At 43.4% G+C, this 25,930-nt stretch carries 20 protein-coding genes; 5 read left to right on the forward strand and 15 right to left on the reverse strand.

What is annotated here, in order from left to right; all coding sequences use genetic code 11:
- Positions 1-12: 12 nt before the first annotated feature.
- The 6 genes from cheY to sixA all read right to left on the reverse strand — a co-directional run bounded on the left by cheY (position 13) and on the right by sixA (position 6,332).
- Positions 13-381: a chemotaxis response regulator CheY gene (gene cheY / locus CAG57_RS05230; protein WP_078925277.1), complete on the reverse strand. Its 369-nt coding sequence runs from the start codon at positions 379-381 to the stop codon at positions 13-15.
- A gap of 45 nt (positions 382-426) precedes the next feature.
- On the reverse strand, positions 427-1,161 hold the full coding sequence (locus CAG57_RS05235; RefSeq protein WP_099611470.1) for an RNA polymerase sigma factor FliA: 735 nt from the start codon (positions 1,159-1,161) through the stop codon (positions 427-429).
- Positions 1,154-2,041 (reverse strand): MinD/ParA family protein, encoded by an 888-nt coding sequence (locus tag CAG57_RS05240; RefSeq protein ID WP_161427355.1) that lies wholly within the window; start codon positions 2,039-2,041, stop codon positions 1,154-1,156. Before CAG57_RS05240 ends, CAG57_RS05235 begins: the two co-directional genes overlap by 8 nt.
- A gap of 13 nt (positions 2,042-2,054) precedes the next feature.
- Complete coding sequence (gene flhF, locus CAG57_RS05245; RefSeq protein WP_161427356.1) at positions 2,055-3,536, reverse strand: flagellar biosynthesis protein FlhF; 1,482 nt, start codon at positions 3,534-3,536, stop codon at positions 2,055-2,057.
- A gap of 30 nt (positions 3,537-3,566) precedes the next feature.
- The gene (flhA, locus tag CAG57_RS05250; protein ID WP_099611473.1) at positions 3,567-5,660 is read right to left on the reverse strand and encodes a flagellar biosynthesis protein FlhA; all 2,094 of its coding nucleotides are present in this window, start codon (positions 5,658-5,660) and stop codon (positions 3,567-3,569) included.
- A 204-nt stretch (positions 5,661-5,864) separates the two neighbouring features.
- A complete protein-coding gene (gene sixA / locus CAG57_RS05255; protein WP_099611474.1) occupies positions 5,865-6,332 on the reverse strand; it encodes a phosphohistidine phosphatase SixA in 468 nt (155 codons plus the stop codon).
- 356 nt (positions 6,333-6,688) lie between these two features.
- On the opposite strand from sixA, the gene CAG57_RS05260 reads away from it, so the two are divergent.
- Complete coding sequence (locus CAG57_RS05260) at positions 6,689-9,466, forward strand: insulinase family protein (protein WP_161427357.1); 2,778 nt, start codon at positions 6,689-6,691, stop codon at positions 9,464-9,466.
- Here the strand turns inward: CAG57_RS05260 and CAG57_RS05265 are convergent.
- Positions 9,463-10,056: a VOC family protein gene (locus CAG57_RS05265; protein ID WP_161427358.1), complete on the reverse strand. Its 594-nt coding sequence runs from the start codon at positions 10,054-10,056 to the stop codon at positions 9,463-9,465. The genes CAG57_RS05260 and CAG57_RS05265 overlap by 4 nt on opposite strands.
- A 208-nt stretch (positions 10,057-10,264) precedes the next feature.
- On the opposite strand from CAG57_RS05265, the gene argS reads away from it, so the two are divergent.
- On the forward strand, positions 10,265-11,998 hold the full coding sequence (gene argS, locus CAG57_RS05270; RefSeq protein ID WP_161427359.1) for an arginine--tRNA ligase: 1,734 nt from the start codon (positions 10,265-10,267) through the stop codon (positions 11,996-11,998).
- Positions 11,999-12,128: 130 nt separating this feature from the next.
- Positions 12,129-12,560 (forward strand): HIT family protein, encoded by a 432-nt coding sequence (locus CAG57_RS05275; RefSeq protein ID WP_161427360.1) that lies wholly within the window; start codon positions 12,129-12,131, stop codon positions 12,558-12,560.
- A 138-nt stretch (positions 12,561-12,698) separates the two neighbouring features.
- On the opposite strand, the gene CAG57_RS05280 is transcribed toward CAG57_RS05275, so the two are convergent.
- The 5 genes from CAG57_RS05280 to znuA all read right to left on the reverse strand — a co-directional run bounded on the left by CAG57_RS05280 (position 12,699) and on the right by znuA (position 20,748).
- A complete protein-coding gene (locus tag CAG57_RS05280; protein WP_099611479.1) occupies positions 12,699-12,929 on the reverse strand; it encodes a FeoC-like transcriptional regulator in 231 nt (76 codons plus the stop codon).
- A complete protein-coding gene (gene feoB / locus CAG57_RS05285) occupies positions 12,926-15,196 on the reverse strand; it encodes a Fe(2+) transporter permease subunit FeoB (protein WP_161427361.1) in 2,271 nt (756 codons plus the stop codon). Before feoB ends, CAG57_RS05280 begins: the two co-directional genes overlap by 4 nt.
- Positions 15,196-15,423, reverse strand: coding sequence for a FeoA family protein (locus tag CAG57_RS05290; RefSeq protein WP_099611480.1), 228 nt, complete (start codon positions 15,421-15,423; stop codon positions 15,196-15,198). The genes feoB and CAG57_RS05290 overlap by 1 nt, the downstream gene beginning before the upstream one ends.
- A gap of 694 nt (positions 15,424-16,117) precedes the next feature.
- Positions 16,118-19,483, reverse strand: coding sequence for a helix-turn-helix domain-containing protein (locus CAG57_RS16235; RefSeq protein WP_161434025.1), 3,366 nt, complete (start codon positions 19,481-19,483; stop codon positions 16,118-16,120).
- Between the two features lie 383 nt (positions 19,484-19,866).
- The gene (gene znuA / locus CAG57_RS05300) at positions 19,867-20,748 is read right to left on the reverse strand and encodes a zinc ABC transporter substrate-binding protein ZnuA (RefSeq protein ID WP_099611482.1); all 882 of its coding nucleotides are present in this window, start codon (positions 20,746-20,748) and stop codon (positions 19,867-19,869) included.
- An 80-nt stretch (positions 20,749-20,828) separates the two neighbouring features.
- On the opposite strand from znuA, the gene znuC reads away from it, so the two are divergent.
- Both znuC and znuB read left to right on the forward strand, forming a co-directional pair.
- Positions 20,829-21,614: a zinc ABC transporter ATP-binding protein ZnuC gene (gene znuC / locus CAG57_RS05305; protein ID WP_099611483.1), complete on the forward strand. Its 786-nt coding sequence runs from the start codon at positions 20,829-20,831 to the stop codon at positions 21,612-21,614.
- Positions 21,607-22,389, forward strand: coding sequence for a zinc ABC transporter permease subunit ZnuB (znuB, locus tag CAG57_RS05310; RefSeq protein ID WP_099611484.1), 783 nt, complete (start codon positions 21,607-21,609; stop codon positions 22,387-22,389). Before znuC ends, znuB begins: the two co-directional genes overlap by 8 nt.
- 127 nt (positions 22,390-22,516) lie before the next feature.
- On the opposite strand, the gene sucD is transcribed toward znuB, so the two are convergent.
- The 3 genes from sucD to odhB all read right to left on the reverse strand — a co-directional run bounded on the left by sucD (position 22,517) and on the right by odhB (position 25,924).
- Entirely contained in the window at positions 22,517-23,389 is an 873-nt protein-coding gene (gene sucD / locus CAG57_RS05315) for a succinate--CoA ligase subunit alpha (RefSeq protein WP_161428420.1), read from the reverse strand.
- Positions 23,390-23,391: 2 nt separating this feature from the next.
- A complete protein-coding gene (gene sucC, locus CAG57_RS05320) occupies positions 23,392-24,558 on the reverse strand; it encodes an ADP-forming succinate--CoA ligase subunit beta (protein ID WP_099611485.1) in 1,167 nt (388 codons plus the stop codon).
- A gap of 160 nt (positions 24,559-24,718) precedes the next feature.
- Positions 24,719-25,924, reverse strand: a complete 1,206-nt coding sequence (gene odhB / locus CAG57_RS05325) for a 2-oxoglutarate dehydrogenase complex dihydrolipoyllysine-residue succinyltransferase (RefSeq protein ID WP_161428421.1) — start codon at positions 25,922-25,924, stop codon at positions 24,719-24,721.
- Positions 25,925-25,930: the final 6 nt, after the last annotated feature.

The raw sequence follows: 25,930 nt of genomic DNA on the forward strand, positions 1-25,930 counted from the left end.
TAAAAGTTAGCGTTATAAACGCTCAAAGATTTTCTCTAGCTTCTCTTTCAATGTAGCAGCCGTAAATGGTTTTACGATATAACCATTGACTCCAGCCTGTGCCGCTTCAATTATTTGTTCACGTTTTGCTTCTGCGGTAATCATTAACACTGGCAAGTGTTTCAGTTCTTCATCCGCACGAATATTCCTCAGTAAATCTATACCTTGCATACCCGGCATATTCCAGTCAGTGACGACGAAATCAAAACCACCTTTTTTAAGCATAGGCAACGCCGTCAACCCATCATCTGCTTCTTGCGTGTTATTGAAACCCAAATCACGAAGTAGGTTTTTAACGATACGGCGCATTGTTGAAAAATCATCAACAATAAGGATCTTCATGTTTTTATTCAAAATTGCCTCCACTGAGTTCAAAGTCAGTGATATTTAGTCGTTTTGTGTCCAGGAACTTAACTTGGTTCGCAGACGTTGCATGGATTGGCTCAGTATTTGGCTCACGCGGGACTCGCTCACGCCAATTACTTCACCGATTTCTTTCAAGTTTAGCTCTTCATCATAATAGAGCGAAAGTACTAAAGCTTCACGTTCAGGAAGCGATTTTATTGACGTAACCAATGCTTTACGAAAAGCTTCGTCAGCGACGCCCTGAAAAGGAGAATTATCTTCACCATCTTCTAACGGTGAAATAGCATCATCGGACACACCGAGATCTTCAATGCCGACAATTCGAGAACCATTAATATCATTGAGTGCACTATGATAATGTTCGAGAGACATGGATAAATGTCGAGCAACTTCTGAATCTGTTGGATTTCGGCCTAACTCACCTTCGAGTATAGCAATCGCTTGGTTAATTTCTCGATTATGTTTATGTACAGAGCGTGGTACCCAGTCCCCACGTCGGATATCATCCAACATAGCGCCACGAATGCGAATGCCGGCATAGGTTTCAAAACTCGCTCCCTTACTTCCATCATAGTTTTTTTGTGCCTCAAGCAAGCCAACCATTCCAGCTTGGATTAAGTCTTCAATCAAAACACTCGGCGGTAAACGGCCAATTAAGTGATGAGCAATACGCTTGACCAATACCGCATATTGGTCCAGAAAAAGCTTCTGACTCGTCATATGTCCATATTGATCATAAGTAAGCGCTTTATTCACCAAAAGGTTCCCCTACTATTTCTGTTCGGTTTAATAACCGTTCCACAAAAAACTCTAAATGACCACTTGGCGTCCGAGGGATCGGCCAAGTTAAGGCTTTATTGGCCAATGAGCTAATTGCCAATGAGGCCGGTGAGCGTGGAAAGGCGTCGACAACGATTTTTTGCCTTTTTACAGCCTGACGTACATTATCATCTAACGGGATACATGCGACCAGTTCCAAGCTCACATTTAAGAATCGTTCGGTAACTAATGTTAATTTAGCAAACAATTCTCTTCCTTCACGATAGCTTCTCACCATGTTGGCGACAATTTTAAATCGCTGAACTTGGTGTTCTCTGCTTAAAAGTTTGATCAGCGCATATGCATCAGTGATTGATGTGGGCTCATCGCATACTACCACAACGACATCTTGTGCCGCACGCGAGAAGCTAACAACCATATCAGAAATTCCGGCTGCCGTATCAACAAGCAGAATATCCATTTCATCTTCTAAAGAACCAAACGCACGAATCAAACCAATGTGTTGGGCATGGGAAAGCTCCGTCATCGACTGAGTTCCAGATGTCGCCGGAATAATTTTTATTCCATGAGGCCCTTCAACAATGGAGTCTTTCAGCTCACATTCGCCAGCCAAAACGTGCCCTAGATTTTTTTTAGGACGAATCCCCAGCATTACATCGATATTTGCTAGACCTAAATCGGCGTCCAGTACCATGACTTTTTTCCCTTGGCGCGCCATACAGATGGCCATCCCAAGCGTCACGTTTGACTTACCCACTCCACCTTTCCCACCCGTGACAGCGATCACTTTGGTGACTGAAGGTTGAGTTAAACGGCGTAAGCCACTTGCTTGATCATATATCATATTATCCGTCATATCTGTCCGCCGCCTAGAATCTCTCTGAATCACTATTCCAGTAATGAGGTTCATTTTCTGTCGACTGCTCAAGTAACTCATTGGCTTTTGCTACCATATATTTTGGCTGAGCAATCACGATGTCTTCAGGAACACGCTGCCCATTAGCGATATAAGCAACCGGCAACGCGTTTTGAACGACAACACTGACAAATTCACCTAAGCTCAAACATTCATCAAGCTTAGTCATAATGCACCCAGAAAGAGGAATTCTTCTAAAGTGCTCGATGGTTTCTTGCAGAACCTTGCGCTGAGCTGTAGCGGGAAGCACTAAATAGCTATGAATCATTTCGCCGCTTTCTTGCATCAAAGTATCTAACTGCTCGGAAAGGCGTACATCACGTTGCCCCATTCCAGCTGTATCAACGAGAATTAATCGTCGATGACGTAACTGAGAGATTACATCGGCTAACTCTTTGGAATCTTTAGCAACTCTTACTGGGCATCCCATGATTCGGCCATAAATCGATAACTGCTCATGAGCCCCTATCCGATAAGTGTCTGTGGTAATCAAAGCCACATTATCGGAGCCATATTCCATCGCAGCACGAGCGGCCAGTTTTGCTACAGTGGTTGTTTTTCCAACGCCAGTAGGCCCTAGCAATGCAACCACACCTCCCCGTTTTAAAATATCTTTTTTGACCACGGGGATTTGATCTGAAACTAAGCCTAATAAGGCCTTCCAAGCTTTGGGAGGTGGTGTATCTTCGGGAATATAGCAGGCCAACTGATCAGCAAGATCCAGCGATAACCCCATCCGCTCTAACCGTTTAATTAACATGGCACGCAACGGCTCTCGTCGCTCAACTTCTTGCCACATTAATCCTGAAACTTGGTGTTCTAGCAATCGACGAATGGAGTTCATCTCTTCTCGCATGATCTCGAGTTCATTCGGAGTAAGAGCAATGTCTTCACTTTGATTCTGCTCATAGCGAGTGGGGTCTAATCGAGCACGTTGCCGTGAGGCTGCACCTTTCTCATCGACGCCTTTTGAGAACATTGATTCATTGTTTTTTTGATAAGAAGAGGTTGAACTACGTTTTCGCTTAAGTAATGCCGTCAGTGAATCTTCAGTGTCTTGACGAGGTTCCGTTGTAGAGGTTTGGTGATGGCTATATTGTTTAAGCATGCTCGCAAAACGCTCAGTCATACCGTGGCCATTAGCCTGATTAGCTTGTTGTAAGCTGACCCGATCCTCTGCAAGCTCTCGGCTGGATTGTCGAGTCGGCGTTGAAGCTAATGAAGCAGATCGATTGCTATTCTGAGGCGGATTCGCACGATATTGCTTCGTAGCTAGCGACGTATTTGAGGCGGATTCGCCATCCACAGCCGCCACTATTTCGACGCCACCTGCGACTTTTTTATTGGACATAATGACAGCATCCGCACCAAGTTCTTCTTTAACTTGTAGCAGAGCCATTCTCATGTCTTTGGCAAAAAATCGTTTAATTTTCAAAGCAGATATCCGTACTTTACGTTAAGGTGGTTAATTTCCCACCGCTTGTACAATTCGAATTTGTTTTTCATCTGGGATTTCTTGATAGGAAAGAACCCGCAAATTCGGGATTGTATTTTTGACAAACTTGGCCAAGGTCGAACGTAACACGCCAGACGTTAGCAACACAGCAGGTTCGCCTTTGAGCTCTTGCTCTTGGGTTGCTTGACTCAGTGCCATTTGTAAGCGTTCAGCTAAACCAGGTTCAATTCCCGCTGACTCACCTCCTGAGGCTTGCATAGTTTGATGCAATATCTGTTCCAGCTCAGGGACCAAAGTAATAACCGGTAATTCAGGCTCTATGCCGTTGATTTCCTGAACAATTAATCGTTTCAGTGAGATGCGCACTGCTGCGGTTAAAATGTCAGGTTCTTGACTCTTACTCGCGTACTCAGCCAAAGTCTGTACGATAGTACGAATATCTCGAATCGGAATCGCTTCGTTGAGCAGGTTTTGCAACACTTTTACCATAGTGCCAAGTGGCAGTTGATCAGGCACAAAGCCATCGACTAATCTTGGCGCTGTTCGGCCGAGCATTTCTAATAGATTTTGTACCTCTTCGTGGCCAAGTAACTGAGCGGCGTTATTGGTTAATAGCTGGCTAAGATGCGTCGCGAGAACCGTTGATGAATCAACCACGGTATAACCTAACGCTTGCGCGTGCTCTCGTTGCTCCTCTCTAATCCATATCGCTTCTAAACCAAATGCAGGATCATACGTTTGCTCACCATCAATCATGCCGTACACTTGTCCAGGGTTAATCGCTAACTCTTGATCAGGTCGAATTTCCGCTTCACCAACCGCAACCCCCATCAAGGTGATCCGATAGCTGTTCGGCGTCAATTCTAAATTGTCACGAATATGTACCGGAGGAATCAAAAAACCAAAGTCTTGCGAAAGCTTTTTTCGTACCCCTTTGACACGTTCCAGTAACTCGCCACCTTGGTCTCGGTCAACTAACGGTATTAAACGATAACCGACTTCTAAGCCAATGACGTCAACAGGTTGTACATCATCCCAAGAAAGTTCTCGTGGCGTTGTTGCCTCTGATTGATTTTTTACCGGAACCTGTGAATCTTCTTTCGCTTTTGCTTGCTTACGTTGGAGCCAATAAGCGGCACCGCCCGCTACGGAAGCTAAACCTAAGAAAGAGAAATGTGGCATACCCGGGACAAGCCCCATTACACCTAGGATAGCAGCGGTAATCGTTAACGCTTTGGGGTTATCAAACAGTTGAAAAATGACCTGTTGCCCCATATCTTCATCGGTATTTTGACGCGTGACCATGATCGCAGCGCCAATCGAAAGCAACAATGAAGGAATTTGAGCCACCAAGCCATCACCAATGGTTAATAAAATGTATATTTCCATCGCCTGGCTAAAATTCAGATCATACTGAACCATACCGATGATAAGCCCGCCAACAATGTTAATAAATAAGATCAGAATACCAGCAATCGCATCCCCTTTAACAAATTTAGACGCACCGTCCATTGAGCCGTAAAAATCGGCCTCTTTGGTGACTTCAAAACGTCGAGTTCGCGCTTGTTCTTGATCGATCAAGCCTGCATTTAAATCAGCATCAATCGCCATCTGCTTACCGGGTAAGGCATCTAAGGTAAAGCGAGCGCTTACCTCCGAAATACGACCCGCACCTTTGGTTACGACCATAAAGTTGATGATCATCAGAATAAGAAAGACAACCAAACCAACGGCATAATTTCCGCCAATAACCACACTACCAAAGGCTTCAATAACGTTACCCGCCGCTCCGGCACCTTCATGACCATGCAGTAAAACAACTCGAGTTGAAGCCACGTTCAAGGCTAAACGTAGTAAGGTTGCAATCAATAGCACAGTCGGGAAGGCTGCAAAATCAAGCGGTCGTCGTGTATAAACAGTCACTAATAATACGACCATCGCGAGGGCAATGTTAAAGGTAAAAAATAAGTCGAGTAAAAAAGCGGGGATGGGTAATACCACCATCGCCAAAGTGGCCAAAACCATGATCGGCGCACCAACCGCTGGTAAGCTACGTTGAGGAATGTTGGGTAATTTATCCGCAAATGGCAGCGTAAATTTCATAGGCCTGCAGCAATAAGTTGAAATAGTTCACAAGGTAACGATATGTTACCGCTTTATTTTCTATTTTTATGCAATTTTTAGTCCACTGAAAATCGTCAAAAATATGACTTCATACAACGCATAATTCGCAATACCCCACTTTTCGATATAAAAAACTGCCAATAAGGGCAGTTTTTTATCACTTGCAATTTTATTTTCTATCAGTTACGGATGCACATTCCACTGAACTTGTCCCTGCTGAGACGATGGCGAGTATTCAATACATATAATGCCGGAGGTTGGAAACATAGGCGCAGGCAGGTTAGCGACAAATTCCGCGCTAAGATAGGCCACCAAAGGAAGATGGGAGACGAGTAAAATACTCTCTAATTGCTCCGTTTCAATCAATGCTGCTAAGTAATCGAATACCGCCTCGGCTTGTCCATAAGGCGTAATATCGTCACAAGTTTCCACCCGAGTGGCAGAAAAATAGCATGAAATCGCTTGCCATGTTTGCTGGGCCCGTAAATAAGGACTCAGCAACACCTTATCAAACTGATGCAGGTTTTGCTGCTCAGCACATACACGAGCAACCGCGATCGATTCATTACGACCCCGATCGGTTAACGCACGTTCTGCATCGCTTGCTGCATAGTGGTGAGCTTCACCATGGCGCATAATCACTATTTTCATTCTCTTTACCTAATCTACAGGATTGATGACGACTTATACTTTAAGCAATCAGAATCAGGTTTCTTCGCCAATTTAGGCACAATTAGCCACGATTATAGCAGCATAAAATACAAAGACCTCGATTGAGATAACAATCTGTTTAAAAGACTTTTCTGTGTTCAAAATGCTCATTTGCTCAAAAAATTCATACTGCTCAATTGGCATCACCTGATTTCAGTCCCATACTAGTATCAGTTACCGTTCCAACGCGTAGTGTTGAGCTTTATTGTTATTTCTTGGTTATCATACAGCTCACGAATGAGATATTTTTGACACTCGATCGGCTCTTCCCTTCAATTATCAGTTCGGAGAAATTTGTGCATATTAGCCCTAATGATACCAATCGCTATCGCAATCTAACTTTAAAGAATGGTTTGCGGGTGCTGTTGATCCATGATGACCATGCACAAAAATCTGCCGCAGCTTTGGCGGTTAAAGTCGGACATTTTGATGATCCTATCGAGCGGCAAGGGCTGGCACACTACTTAGAGCACATGTTATTTCTTGGCACCCAAAAATACCCAAAGCCAGGTGATTTTCAAGCATTTATTAGTCAACATGGCGGCAGTAATAATGCTTGGACTGGGACAGAACATAGCTGCTTTTTCTTTGATATTTCAGCCAATCTGTTTGAAAAAGCACTGGATCGATTTAGCCAGTTTTTTATTGCCCCTCTATTTAATGCTGAGGCTTTGGATAAAGAACGCCAAGCCGTCGATTCTGAATTTAAGCTAAAGCTAAATGATGACTCGCGTCGCCTGTATCAAGTGCAAAAAGAAACGATCAATCCAGCGCATCCGTTTGCTAAATTTTCGGTGGGGAACCTAACAACCTTAGCCGATCGGCAAGGGGGCTCGATCCGCGACGAAATCATCACTTTTTATCAAAACCACTACTCTGCTGATATTATGACTCTCACGCTGTTAGGCCCACAGCCACTGGATGAGCTAGAAACATGGGTGATAGATAAATTCAGCAATATCATCAATAAACAGCAAGCCAATAAAAAGATTGAGCCTCCGTTCGTTACTGAAGAGCACACTGGCCTTTTGATTTATGTTGAACCGCTAAAAGAAATTCGCAAACTCATCTTAAGCTTTCCCATGCCCAGTACCGACGCTTATTATCAGCGCAAACCTCTTTCTTATCTTGCTCATTTATTAGGCTATGAAGGCAAAGGCAGTTTATTAATCGCGCTTAAAGCACAAGATTGGATCACATCGCTTTCTGCTGGGGGGGGAACCAGTGGCAGTAATTATCGTGAGTTTTCCATCAGTTGTACATTAACAGAACTGGGTTTGGCACATATTGAAGAGATTATCCAAGCTGTGTTTCAAACGATAGAGCTCATTTGTCAACAAGGGCTTAATGAATGGCGATATATGGAAAAAAGAGCGGTTCTTGAAGCCGCATTTCGTTTTCAAGAAAATGCTCGGCCTTTAGATATAGTGAGCCACCTCGTCATTAATATGCAGCATTACGCCTCCGCAGACATCATCTATGGTGACTACATGATGCAAGCTTATGATGAAACTCTGTTGCGGAAGATTTTAACGTATTTAACACCTAAAAATTTACGTGCCACTTTGGTCGCTCAAGGTTTACATTACCATCGTAAAGCTCAATGGTATAACACCCCATACTCGGTCCAAAAATGGAACGCACAGCAACTCAAACAATGGGATTCACCCGGTAATCGCTGGCCATTGCGTTTACCACCCAAAAATATTTTCATTTGCGAACAGTTAGAACCCAAACCTTTAGAGTCTTGCTCTCAGCAACCACAAATCATACAAGAATTACCCGGTTTTCGTTTATGGCATCTGCAAGAAACCGAATTCAGGGTGCCTAAAGGGGTTATTTATATCGCGATTGATAGCCCACATTCGGTTGCAAATATTCGTAATATTGTCATGACTCGTTTATGTGTAGAGATGTTTCTTGAAGGCTTAGCACAAGAAACCTATCAAGCTGAAATTGCTGGAATGAGCTACAACATGTACGCTCATCAAGGTGGCGTTACCTTGTCACTGTCCGGCTTTAGCCAAAAACAGCCGCAACTGATGAAAATGATTTTAGATAAGTTTGCGACACGTCAGTTCAATGAACATCGTTTTCAAACGGTTAAACACCAATTACAGAGAAACTGGCGCAATGCGGCACATGATCGTCCAATATCGCAACTATTTAATGCGTTGACAGGCTTATTACAACCAAACAATCCTCCCTATAGTGAACTCCTGACTGCGCTAGAAACGATTGAACGTCAAGAACTGGCACCTTTTGTCGAACAAATTCTCACTCAACTCCATGTCGAGATGTTTGTCTACGGCGATTGGCAACAGCAAGATGCACAAGCGATGGCTGAAGTGCTCAAAGATGCCTTAAGAGTGAAAGACCAATCTTATCAGGAATCACTGCGACCATTGGTTATGCTTGGGGAGAGTGGGACATTCCAATACGGTATGAATTGCAATCAAGATGATTCAGCGATCGTAGTGTACTATCAATCTCAACAAGTCACTCCGCGAACGATAGCGCTTTATTCTCTAGCTAATCATTTAATGTCAGCTACATTCTTTCATGAAATACGCACCAAGCAGCAACTCGGTTATATGGTCGGTACTGGAAATATGCCCCTCAATCGTCACCCTGGCATTGTTTTGTATGTCCAATCTCCCAATGCTGCGCCTGCTGAATTGATCCGTTCGATTGATGAATTTCTCAATGCCTTTTACATGGTATTGCTGGAATTAAATGAATATCAATGGCACAGCAGTAAACGGGGGTTATGGAATCAGATTGCCGCTCCGGATACGACATTAAGAAGTAAAGCACAGCGCTTATGGGTTGCCATTGGCAATAAAGATCAAACATTTGATCAGCGAGAACAAGTACTGGAAGAGCTCAAGCAACTTCAACGCTCAGATATGATCCGTTTTATTGTCAAAACGCTGAAACCAAGAACCGCCAATCGCTTAATTATGCATACTCAAGGTAATGCACATCGCGAGCATCCGTCACTGACACTTGGAGAAAATATTGAATCAGTCACACAATTTCAGAGTCGCCCGAAAGCATACGATTTAGGTTAGCATTCTGATTGAATAATCGACATTAAGCGATGAGGATGCAATTTTATACAAACACCTTGCCATTTAAACGCCAAGGTAGGATTACTCAGGCGCTCCCCCTTTCCTTGAGGCGAAGAAAGTTTGGTTTTAATCCCCAATTCAGTCAATTGCTGCCACTGCTTCGCCAATGATGGAAATTGGCGCAAAATATCTTGTTGATATGCCTCTGCACTTTCAGCTAAAGATGGAACAACAAACTCGACGTGTTCCCATCCTTGCTGAGGATAGACCTTTCCCTTGGCCGGATAAGGTAGCTCTAAGCAATCAATTGACCAACCTTGACTGCGCAAAGGCTGGCTTAAGGAAAACACTATAATGGGCCGCCCATGAATTTCAGCCTCAGAAACAACGCTTCCTTGCGTCAACCATGCTTGATGTGCCGCTTCGGCTAATGACCTGTCATTGATTCTCAATGCAATGTGATCCAATAAAAAGGGCGAGAGATCGATCTGTAAATGCTGACAAAGCTGCTGAACTTTGAGCATGAAATCATGTAATTGATTTTTCATTTGCTGAGGATGAAGGCCAGATTCCATCAATGCACAACACATATTGGTCACCTAAAAAACAAATTTACCTACCATGCTACCAACATTACATTGGAAAGTGGAAAAATTCCTAATTTTCACTCTATAAGCGATTTCATAATATTGTTATTATGTCCGCTAATTTATGAACAAGATCAAGATATGCATTCACACCTTTTTTGTGTGACATTAATGCATACCTCACCAATTCTCGGAATTGAAGGACACGCGTGTGAATATTCAAGCACTGATTAATGATAAAGTCTCTCAGGCTCTTGAAGCCGCTGGCGCTCCGGCAGGGACTCCTGCTGCGGTACGCCAATCCGCAAAACCACAATTTGGCGACTATCAAGCAAATGGCGTGATGGGCGCGGCCAAAAAACTCGGCATGAATCCTCGAGAGTTCGCACAAAAAGTTCTAGACGTTCTGGATTTAGACGGTATTGCGAGCAAAACTGAAATCGCTGGCCCAGGTTTTATTAATATTTTCCTGTGTGAGTCATTTCTTGCACAGCAAGCAGAACTGGCTTTAGTCGATGCCGCTTTAGGCGTGACCCAAGACACTCCAAAAACCATTGTGGTTGACTATTCGGCTCCCAACGTTGCTAAAGAAATGCACGTAGGGCACTTGCGCTCTACGATTATTGGTGATGCTGTCGTCCGTACCCTTGAGTTTCTCGGCCATAACGTGATTCGGGCTAACCATATTGGTGACTGGGGCACGCAGTTTGGTATGCTCATCGCTAACCTTGAGCGAGTCCAACAGCAATCTGGCGAAGTCTCCATGGAGTTGGCTGATCTTGAAGCGTTCTACCGTGAATCCAAAAAGCTGTACGATGAAGATGAAGCATTTGCTGAAAAAGCGCGTAACTATGTGGTAAAACTACAAAGCGGTGATGCATTTTGCTTAGACATGTGGAAAAAACTGGTCGACGTGACCATGATCCAAAATCAACGTAACTATGACCGCCTGAACGTTTCCCTCACTCGTGATAATGTGATGGGTGAAAGCATGTATAACGATATGCTGGCTGGCATTGTTGCCGACCTCAAACAAAAAGGATTAGCGCAAGAGGATGATGGCGCACAAGTGGTCTTTTTAGATGAGTTTAAAAACAAAGATGGTGAGCCTATGGGCGTCATTATCCAAAAACGCGACGGTGGATTCCTCTATACCACCACCGATATTGCCTGTGCTAAATATCGCTATGAGCAATTAGGAGCTGATCGCGTTTTATATTTTATTGATTCACGTCAGCATCAACACTTGATGCAAGCTTGGACCATCGTTCGTAAAGCGGGGTATGTACCCGAAACGGTCAGTCTTGAGCACCATGCCTTTGGGATGATGCTAGGAAAAGACGGTCGGCCATTTAAAACTCGTGCCGGTGGAACCGTTCGTCTCGCTTCACTTTTAGATGAAGCAGAAGATCGCGCATTAGCCTTAATTGAAGCAAAAAATCCAGAGCTTTCTAACGAAGAAAAAGCACAAATATCCACCACTGTTGCGATGGCAGCCGTGAAGTACGCCGACTTGTCAAAGCATCGTACCACCGATTACATCTTTGACTGGGATAATATGCTCGCCTTTGAAGGCAATACCGCGCCTTATATGCAGTATGCTTATACTCGAGTAGCCTCTATTTTCGCTAAAGCAGGCGTTGCGATGGAGAATCTCACTGGCAAAATCATCGTGGGTGAGGAAAAAGAAAAAGCCTTGATCGCTAAATTGCTTCAGTTTGAAGAAGCCGTTCAAGCCGTGGCTCGTGAAGGTCAGCCACATATAATGTGTAGCTACTTATTCGAATTGGCGGGTCAATTTTCTAGCTTCTATGAAGCATGCCCAATTTTGGTTGCCCATGAAGAAGCAATTAAACAAAGCCGCTTAAAATTGGCCGCCCTCACGGCTAAAACCATTAAACAAGGTTTAGATCTGTTAGGTATTGAGACGTTAGAGCGGATGTAATCGCTGCGCTTTAGAGAAAAAGGTTGGTCATATGGCCAACTTTTTTTTATTCATGCAGCGAAACACGGTGACAGATCTTTTTAAGTATTAGCGATATACTCTTATTATTCAGCGTTTATGGATTCGAGATATGACATTTAAACTCCACCCTCAGCTAGAACAAGATACTGATATTATTGGTCAATTTCCTCTCTGCCTTGCTTTGCTTCATAAAGATTCAGCCGCACCTTGGGTGATATTGGTGCCCAAAAAAAACCAACTCAAAGAACTCCACCACTTATCAATGCAAGAGCAACAGCAATTCTTACTTGAATCACAAGCCATCAGCCAAGCGCTCGAAGCCCTGTTCCAACCAGATAAACTCAACTTAGGCGCGTTGGGTAATATTGTTCCTCAATTGCATGTTCATCATATTGCTCGTTTTGCCACAGACTGTGCTTGGCCTGGACCGATTTGGGGCAATACCCAAGGCATACAGCGTAGCAGTCAAGAACAACATCACATGTTACAAAAATTACGGGCCATTTTATCCTTGAGCACGCTGTTCTCACCTGAACGGTAAATGAATAAAGCGCCACATCATCTAAGATATTTAGGTCTAATCATAAAAAAAGAGCCGCTTATAGCGACTCTTTTTTTACTCATCGAAATCGAAACCACTAAACGAGACAACCTGTTGACAGGTCAGTAGTCGCTTCAATCACATCGTTACCGTAAGTGGCAAACCGTTCTCACGAGTCAGACAGTAACGAACACGGGTGACATAATTTGCAGCATTAGTATCAATCAAACGAGTAATCACTCCTTTTTTGACCCAGACGGCAAGCATTGCATCGACACCATCTTCGCTCAAAGCAAAACGATGGGCGAGATCTTTGCGGGTCGCCGATCCTTGCTGTTCAATTGTTTGCTTTAGCTCAGATAAAATCATGCCAGTTGTACCTCAAGAGTCTGATGTTTACGCCCTAGACGTTTCATATAGTGGAACACCAAAACGGACGTCAACACAATTCCCAAAATCCAACCCCCACTACTCACTGGATGATCATTGAAATGGGCAGCCTGGTAAAACAGTGCCGCCGCTCCATAAGCGAGCCCCATCGTCCAGACAGCAATAAAGCGGGCATATTTTGCACCAAATTCTCGTACATAAGCCCCCATTGCAGCCACACATGGGGTATACAACAAAATGAATATTAAGTACGAGAATGCAGCATAGCTGCTGACAAAATAGTTTTGTAGATTACCAAAAATAGAGGCATCCACTTCTTGTTCTTCAGCGATCGCATCATTATCCGTGAGATCTCCAACTTCAATACCTAATGGATCCGCAAAATTAAGCCCCATTAAGTTTTCAGGAATAGACATCACCGCTTCTTGCAAACTGGCAAGTAAATCAAATTCGGCATCTTCTTCATCAACAGAGCTATAGAGGTTATTTAACGTTCCAACAACCGCTTCTTTGGCAAAGATACCAGTAATAATACCGACTGTTGCTGGCCAGTTATCTTGATTAATCCCAATCGGGGCAAATATCGGTGTGACCACTTGAGCTGCACTGGATAAGACGGATTTATCACTATCTTCATTGCCAAAACTACCGTCTGTACCTAACGAGTTAAAGAAACTGAGAATGGTAACCACAATAACGATGGTTTTTCCCGCTCCCAAGACAAAACGTTTCAATTTCTGCCATGTCTTGATCAACACATTTTGTAAAGTAGGTAGCTCATAATCTGGCATTTCCATCAGCAGACTATCACTTGAACCTGGATATAGAGTTTTCTTTAATACCCATCCGGTAAATACCGCTGCAACAATCCCCAAAAGATAAAGTGCAAATACAATATTTTGTCCATTTTCAGGAAAGAAAGCCGCCGCAAAAAGCGCATAGACAGGCAAACGTGCGCCACAAGACATAAAGGGGGCCATCGATGCCGCTAATTTCCGCTCTCGTTCTTGATCTAAAGTTCGAGTGGCCATAATGGCTGGCACATTACACCCAAATCCCAACACTAATGGGACAAATGCTTTCCCAGGTAGCCCTATTTTTTGCATGACTTTATCGAGTACAAATGCTGCACGCGACATATAACCCGAACTTTCAAGCAGCGCAAGAAAGAGATACAGGCAAGCAATCACCGGAATAAAGGTAGCAACGGTTTGAATCCCACCGCCTAATCCATCCGCTAATAATGTTACTAGCCAAATAGGAAGATGTTCATCAAACAAATAATGGCCACCATCAACGAATAATGCCCCAACACCAATATCAAAGAAATCAATAAAGGCACTGCCAATATTGATCGAGAACATAAACATCAGATACATCACTGCGAAAAAGAATGGAACACCGACCCATTTATTTAAGATGACCTTATCAACTTTTTCGGTAAAGCTATGGCTCAGTTTTCCTTCACTACGACGGACTTGTTGACAGCAGTGATGCAGAAATGTGTATTTCACATCGGCGACATGTAAATCAATATCCAGTTCACATTTTAATTGCTCACGATTAATTAACTGACGCTCTTCTTCTATACGCTCATTAATCACCAGTAAATCATTCTCTAAAGCTCGAATAGCTAAAGCTCGAGCTGACACTTCTTGTGCAGAAAAAATCGGCTCCAACTCGGCAATGGCCTGCTCAAACGTTGCACCATAATCCAGTTCTAACTGTTTTAGTGCGATACCTTGAAGCATTTTTTTATGCAACTGCTCTTTAAAACGTTGTACCTGATGCTTATTATTCGCCGACAAGGCTAACACCGGGCAACCCAGCATTTGCTCTAATTTTTTGCTATCAATGGTTTGGCGTGCTCTTTTTAACGCATCCATTTTATTGAGCACAACCACCATAGGACGACCTAACTCGCGTAACTGTAATGTCATGTAAAGGCTACGCTCTAAGCAGGTCACATCAACAACATTAATGATCAAATCTGCCGGGTGCGTTAGTACGGCTCGTGAAGCGATAGACTCATCAATACTATTGCTATCATTCCCGCTATCTAAGGCGTAAATACCGGGTAAATCGGTCACTTGAAACTGGTTGCCAGCATGACTATAACGGCCGGTTTTCTTTTCAACCGTCACCCCTGCCCAGTTACCCACTTGCTGTTTAGCACCGGTTAGACCATTAAATAGTGTGGTTTTCCCACTATTTGGATTACCGACAGTTAAAACTTGATATACCATTACGCTTTCTCCACTTCCACTGCTGAAGCAATGCTTTCTCGAACGGCAATAGACACGCCCCTGACTTGAATCTGAAGTGGATCGCCCATCGGAGCTCGACGGATTAATGTTACTTGGGTATTGGGCAATAAACCCATTACCATCAATTTTTTACGAATATCTAACGATAATTCGTTCAACGCTACGATGAGACCTGACTCACCGACTTTTAATTCTGATAGTTTCATTGGTCGCCACACAAACCGCATTGTAAATGAGAAGGATTTTTATTTCCAACCAGAATAATACGCCGACAAATCCTGTTAGTCATTGTGTGAAATCAAAGATTGCGTAAATTTTCTCGTTACTTTCGCTAAAACCCCCTCCGTTAAAAACGTCAAATTATTTATCAATCTTATCAAACTCATCAGACCACGAAATGACCGCTGAAAAGAAAATAATAAAAAACCTTTAAAAACAAATAGATATAGTTAAATTAAATTAATGTCGCTTTTATCAGGTGATATTGTCGTTAATTTTATAAGTAAAAAAAGTCAGCTTGGTTATAGTGATTTTGTCAACGGGGATTGTCCCCATCGATAGAACTCCAGAGGTGATATGGCACTGCACATATCACTCCGGCAGCAAGCGAAGGTGTCATTGACGCCCGTGGTATAGTCCCCCCGGCTATACCACGATCTTTTTTTTCATGTCTCATCTATCCACTTTGTCGACACAATCCCCCACCCTAAGGTAAACGAGATATCATTGTTAATGATCTGGTTGTTAATGATCTATATCCAAACAACTTGGAGTTGCAGGTAGGCGGCAAGTGAGTGAATCCCCAATCACATAGACAGGCCTATGTGATTGGGGTGAAAGAACGTAGCCCCCCCCCTGCAGCTTCAAGTAGGAAGGGTATAGAGCCTGTTGCCTACCGAGTTAAGATGATGAAATGTCATCCTCAGCAAACTGGGATGGCGAGAGACCAAAGTGCGACTTAAAGCGTTGGCTAAAATAAGAGGGATCGTTAAATCCACAAAGAAAGGCGACCTGAGAAACTTTCTCGCCATTGATTAATAAGCGACAAGCTTGATCGAGGCGGTATTCAGTGAGATATTCTTTAAACGTTTTGCCCGTTGCATTTTTAAAACGACGCTGCAGACTGCGCTCAGACACATACATCAAAGCTGCTGCTACAGATGTGGTAAATTCAGGGTCGGAATAATGTTCACCAATAATCTTTTCCAACTTACTTAACCAGTGAGATTCAGAAACATCAGAAGCTAAGTGAAGTTCGGCAGCACTGTGCTCTGCCGTTTGAATCTGAGCAGGCCAAGTTAACTCAATTAAGTTACGTTCGGAAGAAGAAAATAACTGCAGATATCCTCCAGTTAACTGAATGACATCGTCTAATGTTTGTGTCTTATGCTCATTTAAAATAAGCCTCTGCTGCGCTAACTGTTGCGGTGCTTCACCAAAATCCGTGATAGTCACAACGACACTTTTTCCTCGTTGTATTCCTTTAATTGTCAAGGTCTGATGCCGATGAAGTCGATTTAATGCATCAGAAAAAATAAGATTGAATATGCTATCTAATCCTGGTTGTTTGAGAGACATATTCGGCAGCTGTTCATCAATATCACAGCTAATTTTAATGTCAGCTTGCTCAAAATCGTGTTTCCAACCTTCGAGCATGGTTTTTAAAACTGGGCCAAGGGGTTGGCACATACCCTTTGCTCCCCAACCATCATTCAACACGTTAATTTGCTTAAAATGATAACTTAATCGTTCCGCGACACCAATTAACGTATTAGATTGATTTGCTGCCGCCTTTTCTACCAACAGGTTAAGTAACGATTGATTTTTTAGTAACCACTGCTTAAACCATAGCTGACGAATCTGAATTTTCTTACGTAACTGTTGGTTATGATGAATCAACCATTTACTTTGTTGTTGAGCTTGACGTGTTTTTAATGCCACTTGTTGACGTAAATCGTCGTTCAAGCGCGACATCACTCTCGAACGCCAATGAATCACTAACAGGATCAAGACGATCGCAAAGAGTAAGTAACTTATCAAGGCAAAAACTGACAAGTACCAAGGTTCAACGACTTTAAAGCTCCAAGTCGCGATCTGATCCGGGTTGTGTTGATCTCGAAGTGATAGATGATAATCACCAGGAAAAAGGTGATCGAGGGTCAAATGTGGCCCTTCAAAAGGATACCACTCCTCTTCATTGAGTCGAAACTCGATATATTTGTTACCAAGGTGGGAAAACGAACCAAAATGAAAGCTGATCGCTTTTCCATAATCAACACTTAATGTTTGTCCCGCAAGGCCACCAATATGAGCAAGACGATGATCGATATTCACTTGGCTCAATATAATAGGAAAGCGTGGAATCGGTGCCTCTGCGATCTGTTGGCTTTGGAAATGAACAAATCCTTCACGAGCGGCAAATAGCAACGTTTCGTTACTCTCCTTGCCTCCAACAGCACACGCTCTCGTTTGAAATTCATTGTTGATCAAGCCATAAGGAGAGCCGATATGTTTTTTTACTGAACCATCGAAGTGGTAAAGGGTTAATCCTTTTGATGAAGAAAGCCACAATCCTTGAGAAGTTAAAAGTAAACATTTCAGGCGCAAATTCTCTTCGATTAAAGGCAGCGTACGCACCAAGTGCTGAAGCGGTTGAAAATGAAAAACCTCAAATTCAGTTAAAAACCAAAGCCGGCCATCTTCTGCTTCCACAACTTGGATAGTACTACCATAAGAAGCACTATCTTTGTAATAGATGATTTTATCATTATTAAACTGATATACCCCTTGCTCACTACCTATTAACAGCCCATACCTTGAGCTGGTGTGTAACCAAGTTAATTTGAGTGATGAATCCTGTGCTGCTAACCATTCTTGGCTATAGTCAATATAACGATGATTGTTCGGATTGTAAGACCAAAGGCAATCGGTCGAAATTCCCCATAAGATGCCATGTTGATCAACCGCTAAAAAATCAGTTTTGTGGCTTCTTAATGTTTGAGGAATTGGGGGTAACAAAGCACGATGATCCGACGATAACGGATAATAAGATACTCCATCGTCGCTAGCGATCCAAAGCACTTGACCGATTTGCTCAATATCATTAACCCCTCCTTTATGAATCAAACGATTTTGGCTTTTATTGTTCGGATCAAGCAAAAAAAGACCGTCTTGATTTATTAAGAAATAGCGGTTTGATTGATTCAAATACTGTATTTTTTTTACCGCGGAGTTTGTGGGTATATCAGAAGATTGATTCGGAAAATAACGAGTCAACATCTGACTAAAAAGTGAAACGTAACGGACGCCTTGCTGAGTGGCTATCCAGATCCCTTGATATTGGTCATGCGCTAAAGCGTAAACTTTCCCATCTGGCAAGCCATAACTTGTGTGTTTTATTTCCGAAAAATCGCTAATTTCATCTCTAGACAACGAATAGATACGAAGTCCACTGTCTGTCCCCACCCAATAGCCATCGTTGGTTTCAATCATGCTAGACACTGACGATTCACCAATTCTTTTTAACACCTTGCTTGGATTGTCTAGGTCAATCAACAATGCCCCGCGATGTGTACCAACCAGTAAGTGGTTTCTGTGCGCTGAAAATAACAGTTTTTTGATAGTATGTTTTCCAGACTGAGTGATATGAGTAAATTGCTTATCTGTCGATAAGTAAGTCCCCACATTGGTCGCTAAAACCCACCGAGTTCGTATTTTCACCGCATCATTAATTATAATTTGGCTTGCTTGATTAAGTTGATAAAGTTTACTTAATGAAAAAGTTTGCAATTCACCATCAGCAATACGGTAAGTATAGAAAAACTGATCATCGGTTAACCAAAGATACCCACTAGACGTACCAATATTCTTAATCGTGACCCCCGGTGTCAGAACCAATACTCTTTCCGACTCTCTTCCCGGATAAGTACGATAAAGTTCATTATCGACAAAGGTCCAAAATGCACCTTGTAAATAGGTTAAGTGTTGATAATTTTTCGGTAAAGCAGAACCTCGCCTCGGTAGTATGGTTTGCCCATCAAAAAAAACCACTTTTCCATCGGTATCATGAATCCAAATCCCCCCTTCATCCCCTGGGAATAAGTTTTGCGCAACAAATACTCTTCCCTGTGATAACGTGGGTAGGGAATAAAAGGTTAAGGGAGTCGAACTGAACGCCTGCATAGCTGGCAAGAATAGCCCTAGCATTAAAAAGGCAACGGATAATAAGCGGTACAAAGTCATTCCTTTAACCGATAGATGAAACACACGCCCCCCCCTTGTTTATATCGTTATTTTCCAAGGCGAATTAAATAATACATCGACCGATTAACCTTGCAAACTCTCGCGTTTGGATGTGAATAAATCAAGGCGGTTAAACATGAATTAGCGGGGAGTATTGAGATAAACAACTGTAGCGTATTTTAGCTAAATGAGTTGAATTAGGTAGGAATAATTGAAAAATCTGTGATGTGACGTATTGCTTTTGAAATGATTCGCAATAACGGCCGGCTTACTTTGCCAACACGAGCAAAGTAAGCCGGCCCTCAAAAGCCCCCTCAACAAGGGGGAAACGGTACACACAAATCACAAGTTTAAGTGATTCAGGCATAAAAGAATCACTCTGAGCCTTGGTTGCCGTTGCCACTCAACTATTGCGATAAACAGGTATAAAAACTATTCGCTAATTGCTCAAGAAATGTAAAATAGCTTCCCATTTGTACCGCAGTCTCAGCCCCCAATGGATCTAAAATACCAATATTGGCTTGACTGCCTCGAACTACGGTTTCAATCACTGCAGGTTGAAATTGAGGCTCAGAAAACACACAGACAGCACGATGATGAGCTAAGTCATTACGAATATTAATTAATGTTTTTGCACCAGGCTTACGATCTGGGCTCACAGTAAAATGGCCAATATTATTCAGCCCATACCGCTCCTCAAAATAGGCATACGCATCATGAAACACGTAATAAGGCTTACGGCTGACCGAAGTTAACTGCTGAGTGATGGCTTTATCCGTCTTATCTAACTTCACCAAAAATTGTGCTAAATTATCTTGGTAGGTTTTACTATTCTCGGGGTCGGTATCACTGAGACGCTCCGCTATAGCGTGTGCTACCGTTTTGACTTGTTCCACACCAAGCCAGAAATGCGGATCATGGGTTCCATGATGATGTCCCTCATGATGATGTGATGCCTCTTCACGATAAGCTCGTAATGCTAAGTTAGGAATCTCACTTAAGGTCAATACATTGCGGTGTTGACTGAGCGATTTTTCAAGAAATGGCTCCAGATCAGGACCAAACCAAATGACCAAATCGGCTTGACGAATCCGCTTTACGTCAGAAGGCCGAAGCGCATAATCGTGTGGCGAAGCATTGGCGGAGACAAGCACATCCGGCGTGCTCATTTGCACGGTTAGCTCCTGAGTGATCATTTGGATTGGTTTTATACTGGTCAAAATATCGCTTGCCCACACCATAGAAGGTAATGCGGTTAATATAACAATCAATGTCAATCTAGATAACATGATACAATTTCCTGCTGGTAGCGTTCGTTGATTCGAAATGTTACATTATAACATCACTTAATTGCAAATGAGTTTCTTTCATGTCAACGCTAATTGAATTGCATGACATCTGTGTTGATTTCAATCAGCGCCGAGTTCTAGACAACATCAACCTGTCGCTTTCTCGCGGCAAAATTACAACGTTAATCGGCCCGAATGGCGCAGGGAAATCCACCCTAGTCCGAGTTTTACTGGGCTTACATCAGCAAGACTCAGGTTCAATCTGGCGAGAAAAAAACATCAAAATCGGCTATGTTCCTCAAAAACTCAAGCTCAATGATACCTTACCGTTGAGTGTGAATCGTTTTCTTCGCCTTGCTGGTAAATACAGTCCGCAAGAGCTCAATGAAGCGTTGCTCTTAGTTGGTGCGGAGCACCTTAACCATAGTGACATGCATAAATTATCGGGTGGTGAAAATCAGCGGGTACTGCTTGCTCGTGCATTATTACAGCGGCCAGATATTTTAGTGCTAGATGAACCGGCTCAAGGTGTCGATGTGCAAGGACAAATCGATCTTTATGATTTAATCGATGCGATTCGTCTTCGTTTCCATTGTGCCGTTTTTATGGTTTCCCATGACTTACACTTAGTGATGGCAAAAACTGATGAAGTGATTTGTTTACATCACCATATTTGTTGTTCTGGCTCTCCTGCAGATATTTCACAACACCCAAGCTATCTTGCATTATTTGGCCACCGTAGCCGCGAAACGCTGGCCTTTTATCAACATAATCACCAACATCACCATGATTTAGCGGGCCAGCCAGTAAAAGGCGAGGCTCAAGTTTGTTCCCATCATTCACACGGTCACCATCACCATGATTGAGTTTTTATTACCCTCTATCGCTGCCGGTATCGGAATTGCAATTATAGCAGGCCCACTCGGTTCGTTTGTCGTTTGGCGTCGAATGGCCTACTTTGGCGATACTCTCGCACATGCCTCCTTACTTGGCCTTGCTCTTGGTTTTTTACTCGACATTAATCTTTACTTCGCTTTACTTATTTGTTGTTTAGGGCTTGCTATCATTTTAGTCACCATGCAAAGACAAAAACTGATTGCAACCGATACATTACTCGGCATTTTAGCTCACAGCTCTCTATCACTTGGCCTGATTGCGGTCAGTTTTCTCGATAATGTACGAATTGATCTTATGGGTTATTTATTTGGTGATTTACTTGCGGTAAGTCCGATGGATCTCTGGTTTATCTGGAGTGGCGTCATTGCAGTCAGTATTGTGGTTTATCTTTTCTGGCGTCCCTTGCTTTCGAGTAGCGTCAATGAAGAGCTTGCCAGTGTTGAAGGGGTTAATATTGAGTTAATGCGTTTGGTCTTGATGCTGCTGATCGGCGTAGTTATTGCGGTTGGCATGAAGTTTGTCGGCGCATTGATCATGACATCGTTAATGATTATTCCTGCGGCGACGGCAAGACGTATGGCAAAAACACCTGAGCAAATGGCGATCATCGCCTCTTTGATTGGTATTGTCTGCGTCTTAACTGGGCTTTCTCTCTCTTGGCAATTTGATACCCCTGCCGGGCCATCAGTGGTCGTCAGTGCCGCGATAATGTTTATGTTAAGTCAGTTTATTAACCAGCGCTAATCGCTATAAAAAGAGCCACCAAACTTCGGTGGCTCTCATCATCCCCATGAGCCTAGACAGGCGATGTGATTGGGGTGAACGAACGTGGCCAACACCCAAGCGGCTTCAAGTCAGAAGGATATGCCCCTTACCAACCAGTCACTTCGCGTAAAGCTTGACCTATTTCGGCCAAACTTTTCACCGTTTTAACGCCGGCCGATTCAAGCGCGGCAAATTTCTCATCTGCCGTCCCTTTACCGCCAGAAATAATCGCTCCCGCGTGCCCCATTCGCTTACCCGGAGGCGCGGTTACACCGGCAATATATGAAACGACTGGCTTAGTCACATTCTCTTTAATGAAGGCTGCTGCTTCTTCTTCAGCGGTTCCGCCTATTTCACCAATCATTACAATAGCTTCGGTTTCAGGATCGGCTTGGAATAGTTTTAAAATATCAATAAAGTTCGAACCTGGAATCGGATCGCCGCCAATTCCCACACAGCTAGATTGCCCAAACCCTTCATCCGTGGTTTGTTTCACCGCTTCATAAGTTAATGTACCCGAGCGAGATACGATCCCAACTTTACCTTTCTTATGAATATGGCCCGGCATAATGCCAATTTTGCACTCGTCCGGAGTAATCACTCCCGGACAGTTTGGGCCAATCATACGTACGCCGGTTTCTTCTAGCTTTACTTTGACATCAATCATGTCAATCGTCGGAATACCTTCCGTGATAGTCACAATTAACTGAATACCTGCATCAATCGCTTCTAAAATCGCATCCTTACAGAACGGGGCTGGAACATAGATCACCGATGCCGTCGCGCCTGTTGCTTCAACGGCTTCTCGTACAGTATTAAACACAGGTAAACCTAGGTGGGTGATTCCGCCTTTACCAGGAGAAACGCCTCCTACCATTTGGGTACCATAAGCAATGGATTGTTCAGAATGGAATGTTCCTTGACCACCAGTAAATCCCTGACAAATAACTTTGGTCTCTTTATTAATTAATACTGACATTATTATTTGCCCTCCGCAGCAGCAACGACCTTCTTCGCTGCGTCTGTCAATGACTCAGCGGCGATAATATCTAAACCTGATTTTGCTAATACCTCACGGCCAATTTCTGCATTGGTTCCTTCAAGGCGAACCACCACAGGAACTTCAACACCGACTTCTTTCACCGCGCCGATGATCCCTTCAGCAATCATGTCACAGCGAACAATGCCACCAAAAATATTAACTAATACTGCTTTTACATTATCGTCCGACAAAATGATCTTGAATGCTTCTGCCACACGCTCTTTGGTCGCACCACCGCCCACATCAAGAAAGTTTGCAGGTTTTCCACCATGCAGGTTAACAATATCCATCGTCCCCATAGCAAGGCCGGCACCATTCACCATACAGCCGACATTTCCGTCAAGAGCAACATAGTTAAGCTCCCATTGCGCAGCGTGCGCTTCACGCGCATCCTCCTGAGAGGAATCATGCATTTCACGCAGTTTAGGCTGACGATACAGCGCATTTGAATCGATATTAATTTTGCCATCCAAACAGAGTAGATTCCCCTCTGCAGTCACGACAAGTGGGTTAATTTCTAACAGAGCAAGATCATATTGAGTAAACATGTGTCCTAACCCCATAAAGATTTTGACAAACTGTTTAATCTGCTCACCTTGTAGACCAAGTTTAAATGCGAGTTCTCGGCCTTGATAGGCTTGAGGGCCAACGAGAGGGTCAATCGCCGCTTTATGAATCAGCTCTGGTGTTTCTTGTGCCACTTTTTCAATTTCAACCCCACCTTCAGTCGAAGCCATAAAGACGATACGACGGGTAGCTCGGTCAACTACAGCCCCTAAATAGAGTTCATTGGCAATATTTGACGCTTCTTCGACTAAAATTTTTGAAACCGGTTGCCCATTTGCATCAGTTTGGTAGGTCACGAGATTTTTTCCTAACCATTTTTGGGCAAACTCTTTCACACCCTCTTTGCTTTCATGCAGTTCAACACCGCCTGCTTTGCCACGACCGCCAGCATGAACCTGACATTTCACGACCTTCTTAACGGTACTAATGCGCCCTGCCGCTTCAAAAGCTTCTTGCGGGGTATCACAGGCATAGCCTTCCGGGACAGGCAAACCGAATTCTGCAAACAGCTGTTTGGCTTGATATTCATGCAAATTCATTGTGTTATTCCATTTGTATATTTTTATTCCATATAGCCCAACGCTTTGTTGAGCTGTACGTCTGTAGGGGTACTCTCAATGACTAGCCAAATGGCTTATCAATATGGCCGGATGTTGAGCAGATCCGGCCCCGTACTTAAACGTTCATCACGTCTAAATTTTATACATCCAATAATAGGCGTGCTGGATCTTCCAGTAACTCTTTCACCGTGACGAGGAAGCCGACTGACTCTCGACCATCAATTAATCGGTGATCATAAGATAATGCCAAATACATCATGGGTAAGATTTCAATCTGACCATCCACCACCATGGCTCGATCTTGGATTTTATGCATTCCTAAAATCGCCGCTTGCGGTGGGTTAATGATAGGTGTTGACATTAAAGAACCGAAAACTCCGCCATTTGTGATGGTGAAATTTCCGCCAATCAGTTCATCCACCGTTAACTTACCATCACGCCCTTTCTCGGCTAACTCTTTAATCCCTTTCTCGATCTGAGCAAGGCCTAACGTGTCACAGTCCCGCAATACCGGTGTCACTAAACCCCGCGGTGTTGAGACTGCAATACTGATGTCGAAGAAATTGTGGTAAACGATATCATCCCCATCAAGCGAAGCGTTAACTTCAGGATAACGCTTCAGTGCTTCGGTTACCGCTTTAACATAGAAAGACATGAAACCTAAACGAATGCCATGCTTCTTCTCAAACCGATCTTGATATTGTTTACGCAGTTGCATGATAGGCTTCATATTGACTTCGTTAAACGTCGTCAACATCGCTGTGCTATTTTTCGCTTCTAATAAACGTTCAGCAATACGTTTGCGTAAACGAGTCATCGGTACTCGTTTCTCACTACGTGCTGCCACGGGTGCAACTGTCGACGTTTGTTCAACTTCTGGCTGTGCTTGTTGGGTGGCTAGGTATGCTTCGACGTCTTCCCGAGTAATGCGTCCACCGACACCGGAGCCTTTCACCTGTGAGGGCTGTAAACTGTGCTCTGCTAATAAACGACGAACCGCTGGACTTAACGCGTCATTGGTTTCTTCGGTGAGAACGGCTTTGTGACGTTTATCGGGAGACGGTTCTGTCGCTGCCGTACTATCTTGTGTTGGTTCACCTGCAACCGCACCCGGTTTAAGCCGAGCTAAGAGTTGCTTAGACAAAACGGTCGCGCCTTCTTGTTCTAAAATGGCTTCCAACATACCTGCTTCAGGAGCTGGAACTTCTAACACCACTTTATCCGTTTCGATCTCAACAATCACTTCATCTCGATCGACCGCATCTCCCGGTTGTTTGTGCCATGTCGCTACGGTTGCATCTGCAACTGATTCAGGTAAATCTGGAACCAGAATTTCAACTGTCATAATCTG

It is taken from the genome of Vibrio sp. V30_P3S12P165 (assembly GCF_009904905.1).
In the GTDB taxonomy this organism is placed as follows: Bacteria; Pseudomonadota; Gammaproteobacteria; order Enterobacterales; family Vibrionaceae; genus Vibrio; species Vibrio fujianensis.

What these genes read in the sequence shown, in the direction of transcription:
- cheY (WP_078925277.1), bottom strand. Translation starts at nt 381, where the DNA reads ATGAAGATCCTTATTGTTGATGATTTTTCAACAATGCGCCGTATCGTT.
- CAG57_RS05240 (WP_161427355.1), bottom strand. Translation starts at nt 2,041, where the DNA reads ATGACGGATAATATGATATATGATCAAGCAAGTGGCTTACGCCGTTTA.
- flhA (WP_099611473.1), bottom strand. Translation starts at nt 5,660, where the DNA reads ATGAAATTTACGCTGCCATTTGCGGATAAATTACCCAACATTCCTCAA.
- sixA (WP_099611474.1), bottom strand. Translation starts at nt 6,332, where the DNA reads ATGAAAATAGTGATTATGCGCCATGGTGAAGCTCACCACTATGCAGCA.
- CAG57_RS05265 (WP_161427358.1), bottom strand. Translation starts at nt 10,056, where the DNA reads ATGTGTTGTGCATTGATGGAATCTGGCCTTCATCCTCAGCAAATGAAA.
- CAG57_RS05275 (WP_161427360.1), top strand. Translation starts at nt 12,129, where the DNA reads ATGACATTTAAACTCCACCCTCAGCTAGAACAAGATACTGATATTATT.
- CAG57_RS05280 (WP_099611479.1), bottom strand. Translation starts at nt 12,929, where the DNA reads ATGATTTTATCTGAGCTAAAGCAAACAATTGAACAGCAAGGATCGGCG.
- feoB (WP_161427361.1), bottom strand. Translation starts at nt 15,196, where the DNA reads ATGGTATATCAAGTTTTAACTGTCGGTAATCCAAATAGTGGGAAAACC.
- CAG57_RS05290 (WP_099611480.1), bottom strand. Translation starts at nt 15,423, where the DNA reads ATGAAACTATCAGAATTAAAAGTCGGTGAGTCAGGTCTCATCGTAGCG.
- znuA (WP_099611482.1), bottom strand. Translation starts at nt 20,748, where the DNA reads ATGTTATCTAGATTGACATTGATTGTTATATTAACCGCATTACCTTCT.
- znuC (WP_099611483.1), top strand. Translation starts at nt 20,829, where the DNA reads ATGTCAACGCTAATTGAATTGCATGACATCTGTGTTGATTTCAATCAG.
- znuB (WP_099611484.1), top strand. Translation starts at nt 21,607, where the DNA reads ATGATTGAGTTTTTATTACCCTCTATCGCTGCCGGTATCGGAATTGCA.
- sucD (WP_161428420.1), bottom strand. Translation starts at nt 23,389, where the DNA reads ATGTCAGTATTAATTAATAAAGAGACCAAAGTTATTTGTCAGGGATTT.
- sucC (WP_099611485.1), bottom strand. Translation starts at nt 24,558, where the DNA reads ATGAATTTGCATGAATATCAAGCCAAACAGCTGTTTGCAGAATTCGGT.
- odhB (WP_161428421.1), bottom strand. Translation starts at nt 25,924, where the DNA reads ATGACAGTTGAAATTCTGGTTCCAGATTTACCTGAATCAGTTGCAGAT.